7 protein-coding genes and 1 pseudogene are annotated in these 10196 nt (G+C 71.0%); 7 read left to right on the top strand and 1 reads right to left on the bottom strand.

Annotated features, from left to right (window positions below; translation table 11 throughout):
* A pseudogene (locus E5198_RS10390) lies at positions 1-272 on the top strand (penicillin-binding protein 1C); the annotation flags it as partial.
* A gap of 14 nt (positions 273-286) precedes the next feature.
* On the opposite strand, the gene E5198_RS10385 reads toward E5198_RS10390, so the two are convergent.
* The gene (locus tag E5198_RS10385) at positions 287-739 is read right to left on the bottom strand and encodes a DMT family transporter (protein WP_136489925.1); all 453 of its coding nucleotides are present in this window, start codon (positions 737-739) and stop codon (positions 287-289) included.
* A gap of 132 nt (positions 740-871) precedes the next feature.
* On the opposite strand from E5198_RS10385, the gene fdnG reads away from it, so the two are divergent.
* The 6 genes from fdnG (at position 872) to selB (ending at position 10068) form a co-directional block, all read left to right on the top strand.
* On the top strand, positions 872-3943 hold the full coding sequence (gene fdnG / locus E5198_RS10380) for a formate dehydrogenase-N subunit alpha (RefSeq protein WP_136489924.1): 3072 nt from the start codon (positions 872-874) through the stop codon (positions 3941-3943).
* A 1-nt stretch (position 3944) separates the two neighbouring features.
* Positions 3945-4871: a formate dehydrogenase subunit beta gene (gene fdxH / locus E5198_RS10375; protein ID WP_136489923.1), complete on the top strand. Its 927-nt coding sequence runs from the start codon at positions 3945-3947 to the stop codon at positions 4869-4871.
* A gap of 95 nt (positions 4872-4966) precedes the next feature.
* Positions 4967-5584, top strand: coding sequence for a formate dehydrogenase subunit gamma (locus tag E5198_RS10370; RefSeq protein ID WP_136489922.1), 618 nt, complete (start codon positions 4967-4969; stop codon positions 5582-5584).
* A 238-nt stretch (positions 5585-5822) separates the two neighbouring features.
* Positions 5823-6746, top strand: coding sequence for a formate dehydrogenase accessory protein FdhE (gene fdhE / locus E5198_RS10365; protein ID WP_136489921.1), 924 nt, complete (start codon positions 5823-5825; stop codon positions 6744-6746).
* Positions 6743-8149 (top strand): L-seryl-tRNA(Sec) selenium transferase, encoded by a 1407-nt coding sequence (gene selA, locus E5198_RS10360; RefSeq protein WP_136489920.1) that lies wholly within the window; start codon positions 6743-6745, stop codon positions 8147-8149. The genes fdhE and selA overlap by 4 nt, the downstream gene beginning before the upstream one ends.
* On the top strand, positions 8146-10068 hold the full coding sequence (selB, locus tag E5198_RS10355; RefSeq protein ID WP_136489919.1) for a selenocysteine-specific translation elongation factor: 1923 nt from the start codon (positions 8146-8148) through the stop codon (positions 10066-10068). Before selA ends, selB begins: the two co-directional genes overlap by 4 nt.
* Positions 10069-10196: the final 128 nt, after the last annotated feature.

The raw sequence follows: 10196 nt of genomic DNA, 5'->3' as shown, positions 1-10196 counted from the left end.
CGGCCGATCTGCCGGCGGCGCCGCTGAGCATCGTCGGCGTGCGCGAAGGGGAGCGGCTGCGCCGCCCGCCGGGCAGCGGCGAGCCGCTGCGCCTGAGCCTGTCGACGCTGGGCGGCAGCGGGCAGCGCTGGTGGTTCGTCGACGGCCGCCCGGTGGGCGAGGCCGGCGCCGACGCCTCCTTCAGCCACGCCTTCGCGTCCGGTCGGCACCAGCTCGGCGTGCTGGACGAGAGCGGGCGGACCGCGCGGCTGGAGTTCGTCGTGGAGCCCTGAGGCGGCAGACCGGCTCAGCCGCGGCGGATCAGCCACACCCCGGCGACGATCAGCAGCAGTCCGGCGACCTTGCCGAGGGTCATCGAGGACTGCGGGAAGCCGGCCCAGCCGAAGTGGTCGAGCAGCAGCGCGGCGCTGAGCTGGCCGGCGAGGATCAGCGACATGAACAGCAGGGCGCCGATGCGCGGCGCGGCGAAGGCGGCGCTGACCACGAACAGCACGCCGAGCAGGCCGCCGGTCCAGTGCCACCAGCTCAGCCCGCGGAACGGCGCGATGCCGCTGGGCAGCTCGCGCTGGGCGGCGGTGATGAACAGCAGCGCCAGGCTGCCGACCACGAAGGAGATCAGCGAGGCGGTCAGCACGCTGTCGATGCGCTGCGCCAACTGGCCGTTGACGCCGGCCTGCACGGGCATCATGGCGCCGGAGAGCAGGGGCAGGGCGAGCAGGAACCAGCTGGGCAACGACATGGGGGACTCCGGTGAGCGGGAACGGGGCATAGTATGCCGCAACTGGCGGTGCCCGCCGGCTGGACTATGGTTAAGGCGAAGCGGTCGCCCGGCTCGCCGGACGACCTTTCCCTGCCTGACGAGGAGCGCACGATGGACATGAACCGTCGGCAATTCTTCAAGGTCTGCGGTGTCGGCCTCGGCGCCTCGAGCCTGGCGGCTCTGGGCATGGCGCCACCTGCGGCCTACGCCGAGACGATCCGCCACTTCAAGCTGACCAGCACCCGCGAGACGCGCAACACCTGCCCGTACTGCTCGGTGGGCTGCGGCCTGATCATGTACAGCCGCGGCGACGGCGGCAAGAACGTCGTCCAGGAGATCATCCACATCGAGGGCGACGCCGACCACCCGGTCAACCGCGGCACCCTGTGCCCGAAGGGCGCGGGGCTGCTCGACTTCGTGCACAGCCCCAACCGCCTCAGGTACCCCGAGGTGCGCGAGGCCGGCAGCAACGAGTGGCGGCGGATCGGCTGGGACGAGGCGCTGGAGCGCATCGCCCGGCTGATGAAGGATGACCGCGACGCCAACTTCGTCGCGAAGAACGCCGCCGGGCAGACGGTCAACCGCTGGCTGAGCACCGGCTTCCTGGCCGCCTCGGCGTCCTCCAACGAGGCGGGCTACATCACCCACAAGGTGGTGCGTTCGCTGGGCATGCTGGCGTTCGACAACCAGGCGCGTGTCTGACACGGCCCGACGGTGGCAGGTCTTGCCCCGACGTTTGGCCGTGGCGCCATGACCAACCACTGGTCCGACATCAAGAATGCGGACCTGGTGCTGATCATGGGCGGCAACGCCGCCGAAGCCCACCCCTGCGGCTTCAAGTGGGTGACCGAGGCGAAGGCGCACAACAAGGCGCGCCTGATCGTGGTCGACCCGCGCTTCAACCGCTCCGCCTCGGTGGCCGACCTGTACGCGCCGATCCGCACCGGCACGGACATCGCCTTCCTCGGCGGGCTGATCAACTACCTGATCAGCAACGACAAGATCCAGCACGAGTACGTGCGCAACTACACCGACGTGTCCTTCGTGGTGAAGGAAGGCTTCGGCTTCGCGGACGGCCTGTTCAACGGCTACGACGCGGACAGGCGCAGCTATCCGGACAAGTCCGCCTGGGGCTACGAGATCGGCGAGGACGGCTACGCGGTGGTCGACCCGACGCTGAGCCATCCGCGCTGCGTCTACAACCTGCTCAGGCAGCACTACAGCCGCTACACCCCGGAACTGGTCAGCCGCATCTGCGGCACGCCGCAGGACACCATGCTCAAGGTCTGGGAGGCCATCGCCGAGACCTCGGCGCCCGGCAAGGCGATGACCATCATGTATGCGCTGGGCTGGACCCAGCACACGGTGGGCTCGCAGATGATCCGCACCGGCGCCATGGTGCAGCTGCTGCTCGGCAACATCGGCATGCCCGGCGGCGGGATGAACGCCCTGCGCGGTCACTCCAACATCCAGGGCCTGACCGACCTGGGCCTGCTGTCCAACCTGCTGCCCGGCTACCTGACCCTGGCCGGCGACGCCGAGCAGGACTATCCCGCCTACATCGCCAAACGCACGCAGAAGCCACTGCGTCCGGGGCAGCTGTCCTACTGGCAGAACTACGAGAAGTTCCACGTCAGCCTGATGAAGGCCTGGTTCGGCAAGAGCGCCACCGCTGAGAACGACTGGGCCTACGACTGGCTGCCCAAGCTGGACGTGCCCGGCTACGACGTGCTCAAGGTGTTCGACATGATGTTCCAGGGGCAGGTCAACGGCTACTTCTGCCAGGGCTTCAACCCGATCGCCGCCTTCCCCAACAAGGCCAAGGTCGGCGCTGCGCTGGCCAGGCTCAAGTACCTGGTGATCATGGACCCGCTGGTCACCGACACCTCGGAGTTCTGGCGCAACGCCGGCGAGTTCAACGACGTCGACACGGCGAGCATCCAGACCACGGTGTTCCGCCTGCCGACCACCTGCTTCGCCGAGGAGGACGGATCCTTGGTCAACAGCGGGCGCTGGCTGCAGTGGCACTGGAAGGCCGCCGAGCCGCCGGGTGAGGCGCGCACCGACATCGCCATCATGGCCGGGCTGTTCCATCGCCTGCGCGCGCTGTACACGACGGAGGGCGGCGCCTTCCCCGAGCCGATCCTCGGCCTCGACTGGCCCTACCTGCGCCCGGACGAGCCGGGGCCGGACGAGCTGGCCCGCGAGTTCAGCGGCAAGGCGCTGGCCGACGTCGTCGATCCCGCCTCCGGCGCCGTGCTGGCCAGGGCCGGCGAACAGCTGGCGGGTTTTGCCCAACTGCGCGCCGACGGCTCGACCGCCAGCGGCTGCTGGATCTTCAGCGGCAGCTGGACCCAGGCCGGCAACCAGATGGCGCGGCGCGACAACGCCGACCCCTACGGCATGGGCCAGACCCTCGGCTGGGCCTGGGCGTGGCCGGCCAACCGGCGCATCCTCTACAACCGCGCCTCGGCCGCCCCCTCGGGCCAGCCGTGGGACCCGGTGAAGAAGCGCCTGGTGTGGTGGAACGGCAAGAGCTGGGGCGGCACCGACGTACCCGACTTCAAGGCCGACTCGGCGCCGGAGGAGGGCATGAACCCGTTCATCATGAACCCCGAAGGGGTGGCGCGCCTGTTCGCCGTCGACAAGATGGCCGAGGGGCCGTTCCCCGAGCACTACGAGCCGTTCGAGACTCCGATCGGGCGCAACCCGCTGCACGACAACGCCCAGGCGGTGAGCAACCCGGCGGCAAGGGTGTTCAAGAACGACCTGGAGCTGTTCGGCAAGGCGGAGGAATTCCCCTACGCGGCCACCACCTACCGGCTGACCGAGCACTTCCACTACTGGACCAAGCACTGCCGGCTCGCCGCCATCACCCAGCCCGAGCAGTTCGTCGAGATCGGCGAGGCGCTGGCCAAGGAGCTGGGCATCAAGGCCGGCGACCGCGTCAGGGTCAGCTCCAACCGCGGCTACATCAAGGCGGTGGCGGTGGTGACCAAGCGCCTGCGGCCGCTGACGGTGGACGGCAAGACCGTGCACCACGTCGGCATCCCGATCCACTGGGGCTTCACCGGGGTGGCGAAGAACGGCTTCATCACCAACACCCTGACCCCCTTCGTCGGCGACGGCAACACGCAGACGCCGGAGTTCAAGTCGTTCCTCGTCAACGTGGAGAAGGTGTGACATGGCCAGCCAGGACATCATCGCCCGTTCCGCCACCACCACGCCGATGCCGCAGGTACGCCAGTCCGGCGAGGTGGCCAAGCTGATCGACACTTCCAAGTGCATCGGCTGCAAGGCCTGCCAGGTCGCCTGCTCGGAGTGGAACGAGCTGCGCGACCAGGTCGGCGGCAACGCCGGCACCTACGACAATCCCAACGACCTCAGCGCCGACTCCTGGACGCTGATGCGCTTCACCGAGTACGAGAACCCCGCCAGCGGCAACCTCGAATGGCTGATCCGCAAGGACGGTTGCATGCACTGCGCCGACCCCGGCTGCCTCAAGGCCTGTCCGAGCCCCGGCGCCATCGTCAAGTACGCCAACGGCATCGTCGACTTCAACCAGGACAAGTGCATCGGCTGCGGCTACTGCATCACCGGCTGCCCGTTCGACATCCCGCGCATCTCGCAGAAGGACCACAAGGCCTACAAGTGCACCCTGTGCAGCGACCGCGTGGCGGTGGGCCTGGAGCCGGCCTGCGTGAAGACCTGCCCGACCGGCGCCATCGTGTTCGGCAGCAAGGAGGACATGCAGGCGCATGCCGCCGAGCGGGTGAAGGACCTCAAGGAACGCGGCTTCGACCAGGCCGGGCTGTACGACCCGGACGGCGTCGGCGGCACCCACGTGATGTACGTGCTGCACCACGCCGACCAGCCGTCGCTGTACGCCGGCCTGCCCGATGCGCCGGTGATCAGCCCGCTGGTCAGCCTGTGGAAGGGCATCACCAAGCCGCTGGCGCTGCTGGCGATGGGCGCCACCGTGCTGGCCGGCTTCTTCCACTACGTGCGGGTCGGCCCGAACAAGGTGGACGAGGAGGAGGACCCCGGCGAGCCGACGGTGCATGAGGTGGATCCGTCGGTGCATGTGGTCGATCCGAACAAGCGGCCCTGAGGCGCTCGCCGCGGGTCGATTCAGCCACGAACCACGCATTCTCCCCTCGCGGGATGAGGGGGCGGCAACCAGGCCGCCGCCTCCGGGAGCCCAGCATGAAACACGAGATCCAGCGCTACACCCCTTCGGAGCGGTCCAACCACTGGGCCGTGGCCATCCTCTTCGTCCTCGCCGGGCTGTCCGGGCTGGCGCTGTTCCATCCGGCGCTGTTCGGGCTGTCCGTGCTGTTCGGCGGCGGCCCGTGGACGCGCATCCTGCATCCCTTCCTCGGCGTGGCCATGTTCGTGCTGTTCTTGGTCATGGCGCTGCGCTTCGCCGGGCATAACCGCCTGACCGCCAACGACCGCCAGTGGCTCGGGCAGATCGGCGACGTGCTGTGCAACCGCGAGGACCGGCTGCCTGAAGTCGGCCGCTACAACGCCGGACAGAAGCTGCTGTTCTGGGTGCTGGTGCTGTGCATGCTGGTGCTGCTGGCCAGCGGCATCGTCATCTGGCGCCAGTACTTCGGCCACCTGTTCGGCATCGAACTGATCCGCCTGGCCGCGCTGGCCCACGCCGCCGCCGCCTTCGTGCTGGTGACCAGCATCATCGTGCACATCTACGCCGCCATCTGGGTCAAGGGCTCGGTGGGCGCCATGCTCACCGGCAAGGTCAGCCGCGCCTGGGCGCGCAAGCACCATCCGGGCTGGCTCAAGGAGATCGGCCGCAAGTAGCTCGGCCAGCGGTGCGCACGGCGCACCCTACGGCGGGGCAATCCGCTGCGCAGGGGGCGCCGCGCGCGCCAGCGCTGAGCACGAAGCACCCTGCGGTGGGGGTAGGGTGCGCCGTGCGCACCATTCCCAGGCCAACCCTGTCACCATGGCCAATGCCGCAGACGTGCATTCCCGAGTGCAGCGACTACGCTTCCCTTCAGGCCCCGAAAAACCACAACAAGCCCAGAAGGAGTCCTGCGTGTCAGGCACCATTCTCGAGCCCGGCCAGATCGCCGCTGCCGCCAGCAAGCCCGTGTTCCTCCAGTTGCCGCCGCGCCAGTTGTTCGCCCTGCGCGCCGAGCGTCTCGCCCAGCTCGCCAAAGGCCATGCGCTGGGCGACTACCTGCGCCTGCTCGCCGCCGCGTGCCGCGCCCAGCAGCAGGTGCTGGATGCGCCGCCTTCCGTTGCCGCTCCCGACCCGCAGCGCTGCGCCCAGGCCATCGCCCACGGCATGCCGCCGCTGGCCGCCGACAGCCTAGTGCGCGAGGACGCCTGGCTGGCGCTGCTCGACGCCTGGCTGGACGCCTTCGTGCCTCCTGAACCGGTCAATCCATCCCTCGTCGCTGCGCTGGAGCAGCTGCGCGGCGCCGACGCCGGCCAGCGCAAGGCCTGGGGCGTGGCGCTGGTCAGCGGCCAGTTCGCCGGCGTGCCGGCCGGCGTGGCGCCCTTCGTCGGTGCCGCCCTGCAACTGGCCTGGAGCCACTGGCTGCTCGGCCTCGACCTGTCTGCCATCGTCGAGGCCGAGGATCAGCAGACCTGTCCGGCCTGCGGTTCGCTGCCGGTGGCCGGGGTGATCCACGGCCACGGCGCGCGCAACGGCCTGCGCTACCTGGTCTGCTCGCTGTGCGCCTGCGAATGGCACTACGTGCGCCTCAAGTGCAGCCACTGCCGCAGCACCAAGCGCCTCGACCATCTGCATCTCGAGCACTCGCCGCACGGCGTACGTGCCGAGGCCTGTCCGGAGTGCCGCCACTACCTCAAGCAGCTCTACCTGGAGCTGGAGCCGGGCGGCGAGGCGCTGTCCGCCGACCTGGCCAGCCTCGACCTCGATCTGCTGCTGGACGGCGCCGGCTACCTGCGCCAGGCGCCCGACCTGCTGCTGATCCCGGGAGGCGAGGGATGACCGCCCTGCGCCTGCCCTCGGTGGACAGGCTGCTGCGCAGCCCGGCGGTGGAACCGCTGCAGCGCCGCTACGGTCGCGAGGCGCTGCTCGCCACCTTGCGCGACCTGCTCGACGAGCTGCGCGAGCCGGCCCGCCACGGCCAGCTGGCGGAAATCGAGCTGAGCGAGGCGGTGCTCGCCGGGCGCGCCGGCGAGCGGCTGGCCGCCCAGCACCGCAGCCGCGTGCGCCGGGTGTTCAACCTCACCGGCACCGTGCTGCACACCAACCTCGGCCGCGCCCTGCTGCCGCAGGCGGCCATCGACGCGCTGGTCGAGGCCGCGCGCTATCCGCTCAACCTCGAATACGACCTGGCCACTGGCCGGCGTGGCGACCGCGACGAGCTGGTCGAGGGCCTGCTGCGCGAGCTGACCGGCGCCGAGGCGGTCACCGTGGTCAACAACAACGCCGCCGCCGTGCTGCTGGCGCTGGCCGCCCTCGGCGCGCGCAGGGAAGGCATCATCTCGCGCGGCGAGCTGATCGAGATCGGCGGCGCCTTCCGCATCCCCGACATCATGGCCCGCGCCGGGGTCAAGCTGGTCGAGGTCGGCACCACCAACCGCACCCATGCGCGCGACTACGAGGCGGCCATCGGCCCGCGCACGGGCCTCTTGATGCGCGTGCACACCAGCAACTACAGCGTGCAGGGCTTCACCGCCAGCGTGGCCACCGGGCAACTGGCAGCCATCGCCCGCGGCCACGGTCTGCCGCTGCTCGAGGATCTGGGCAGCGGCACCCTGGTCGACCTGACCCGCTGGGGCCTGCCGGCCGAGCCGACCGTGCAAGAGGCGCTGGCCGCCGGCGCCGATATCGTCACCTTCAGCGGCGACAAGCTGCTCGGCGGCCCGCAGGCGGGGATCATCGTCGGCCGCCGCGAGCTGATCGCGAAGATCAAGAAACACCCGCTCAAGCGCGCTCTGCGCGTCGACAAGCTGACCCTCGCCGCGCTGGAGGCGGTGCTCGGCCTGTACCGCGATCCCGAGCGACTCGCCGAGCGCCTGCCGACCCTGCGCCTGCTCAGCCGCCCGCAGGATGAGATCCGCGCCCAGGCCGAGCGCCTGGCTCCGCAGCTGCAGGAGGCCCTGGGGCCGAGCTGGCAGGTGAGCGTCGCGGACGCGCTGGGCATGATCGGCAGCGGCGCCCAGCCGGTGGCGCGCCTGCCCAGCGCCGCGCTGTGCCTGCGCCCGCAGCAGCCCAAGCGCCTGCGCGGCCGCGCCCTGCGCCAGCTGGAGGAGGCGCTGCGCCTGCTGCCGCTGCCGATGATCGGCCGCCTCGACGACGACGCCCTGTGGCTCGACCTGCGCCAGCTCGACGACGAGCCGGCCTTCGTCGAGCAACTGGCGCAGCTGGCCGGAGCCGTATCGTGATCGTCGGCACCGCCGGGCACATCGACCACGGCAAGACCGCGCTGCTGCGCGCGCTGACCGGGACGGCCGGCGACCGCCGCCGCGAGGAACGCGAACGCGGCATCACCATCGACCTCGGCTACAGCTATGCCGATCTGGGCAACGGCGAGCTGACCGGCTTCATCGACGTGCCCGGCCACGAGCGTTTCGTGCACAACATGCTGGCCGGCGCCGGCGGCATCGACTGCGTGCTGCTGGCGGTGGCCGCCGACGACGGGGTGATGCCGCAGACCCGCGAGCACCTGGCCATCGTCACGCTGCTCGGCATTCCCCGCGCGCTGGTGGTGCTGACCAAGATCGATCGGGTCGACGACGCGCGCCTGGTCGAGGTTGCGCAGCAGGTCGGCGAACTGCTGGTCGCGGGAGCTTTCGCCGGAGCGCCGCTGCTGCCGGTATCCAGCGTCAGCGGCGCCGGCCTCGACGCCCTGCGCGCGGCGCTGCTCGCCGAGGCGCGGGCGGTGGTGGCGCGTGCCGCCGACGGCCACTTCCGCCTGGCCATCGACCGCACCTTCAGCGTCGCTGGCGCCGGCGTGGTGGTCACCGGCACGGCGCTGGCCGGGCGGGTCACGGTCGGCGACGAGCTGCTGCTCAGCCCGAGCGGGCGCCGCGTGCGGGTGCGTGGCCTGCACGCGCAGAACCGCGAGGCGCAGCAGGCCCACGCCGGCCAGCGGGTGGCGCTGAACCTCGCCGGCGAGCGTCTGGCGGTGGAGCTGCTGCATCGCGGCGACTGGCTGCTCGGCGCCGCGCTGCATGCACCGACCACCCGCCTCGACATCGACCTGCGCCTGCTGCCCGGCGAGACGCGCGCGCTGCAGCACTGGACGCCGGTGCACGTGCATCTGGGCGCCAGCGATGTCACCGGCCGGGTCGCCCTGCTCGAGGGCGACAGCCTGGCGCCGGGTGGCCGGGCATTCGCCCAGCTGGTGCTCAACGCACCGCTGCACGCGGTGCACGGCGACGCCCTGGTGCTGCGCGACCAGTCGGCGCAGCGCACCCTGGGCGGCGGGCAGGTGCTCGATCCGTTCGCTCCGGCGCGGGCGCGGCGCACGCCGCAGCGGCTCGCCCAGCTGCACGCGCTGGCTGCGGGCGGCCTGGAGCAGGCGCTGCCGAGCCTGCTGGCGACGGCGCTCAACGGCATCGACCCGCAGGCGCTGGAGCGCCAGTTCAACCGCCCGCGCACGCTGTGGCAGGTGCCGGAGCAGGTGGTGGAGATCGCCACCCGTGGCGGCGTGCGCCTGCTGCCGGCGGCGCGCTGGCAGGCGCTGGGCGAGCGGCTGCAGGCGGCGCTGACGCGCTTCCACGAAGAGCAGCCCGACGAGCTCGGTCCCGACCGTGACCGCCTGCGCCGCTACGCCTTCGCCGAGCTGGAGCGGCCGTTGTTCGTCGCCCTGCTGGAGCAGGCGCTGGCGCACGGCGCAGTGCAGGCCAGCGGCCCCTGGCTGCACCTGCCGGAGCATCGCGTGCAGCTCGCCGCCGCCGACGAGAAGCTGCGCGCCCAGGTCTGGCCGCTGCTGCTGGAGGGCGGCTACGACCCGCCCTGGGTGCGCGAGCTGGCCGCCGAACTGGTGGTGGAGGAGGGCGCCATGCGCCTGCTGCTGCGCAAGCTGGCGCGCCTCGGCCTGCTGCAGCAGGTGGTCAGGGACCTGTTCTATCCGCTGCAGACCCTGCAACAGCTGGCGCAGGTGGTCTTGCAACTGGAGGCGCAGCTGGGGATGATCCGGGTGATCGACTTCCGCGACCGCCTCGGCATCGGCCGCAAGCGCTGCGTGCAGATCCTCGAGCACTTCGACCGCATCGGCCTGACCCGGCGCTGCGGCAACGAGCGCCGGGTGCGTCACGACAACGCGCTGGCGCAGCCGGCCACCGCGGTCGCCGCATGAGTTCGACTGGCATGCCAATCCGGCACGCCGCCCGCGAGACAGGGAAGGCAATCGCGCCCGGTGGCGCGGCCGGGCTTCAAACCCTATTTATGGCATGGCCATTGCGGCGCTGTGTCGGTCTATGCCTG

It is taken from the genome of Pseudomonas sp. A-1 (genome assembly GCF_004801855.1).
Classification (GTDB): Bacteria; Pseudomonadota; Gammaproteobacteria; order Pseudomonadales; family Pseudomonadaceae; genus Geopseudomonas.
Note: the sequence above shows the minus strand (reverse complement) of the source record. Positions and strands in the feature narration are given on the sequence as shown.

What these genes read in the sequence shown, in the direction of transcription:
- E5198_RS10385 (WP_136489925.1), bottom strand. Translation starts at nt 739, where the DNA reads ATGTCGTTGCCCAGCTGGTTCCTGCTCGCCCTGCCCCTGCTCTCCGGC.
- fdxH (WP_136489923.1), top strand. Translation starts at nt 3,945, where the DNA reads ATGGCCAGCCAGGACATCATCGCCCGTTCCGCCACCACCACGCCGATG.
- E5198_RS10370 (WP_136489922.1), top strand. Translation starts at nt 4,967, where the DNA reads ATGAAACACGAGATCCAGCGCTACACCCCTTCGGAGCGGTCCAACCAC.
- selA (WP_136489920.1), top strand. Translation starts at nt 6,743, where the DNA reads ATGACCGCCCTGCGCCTGCCCTCGGTGGACAGGCTGCTGCGCAGCCCG.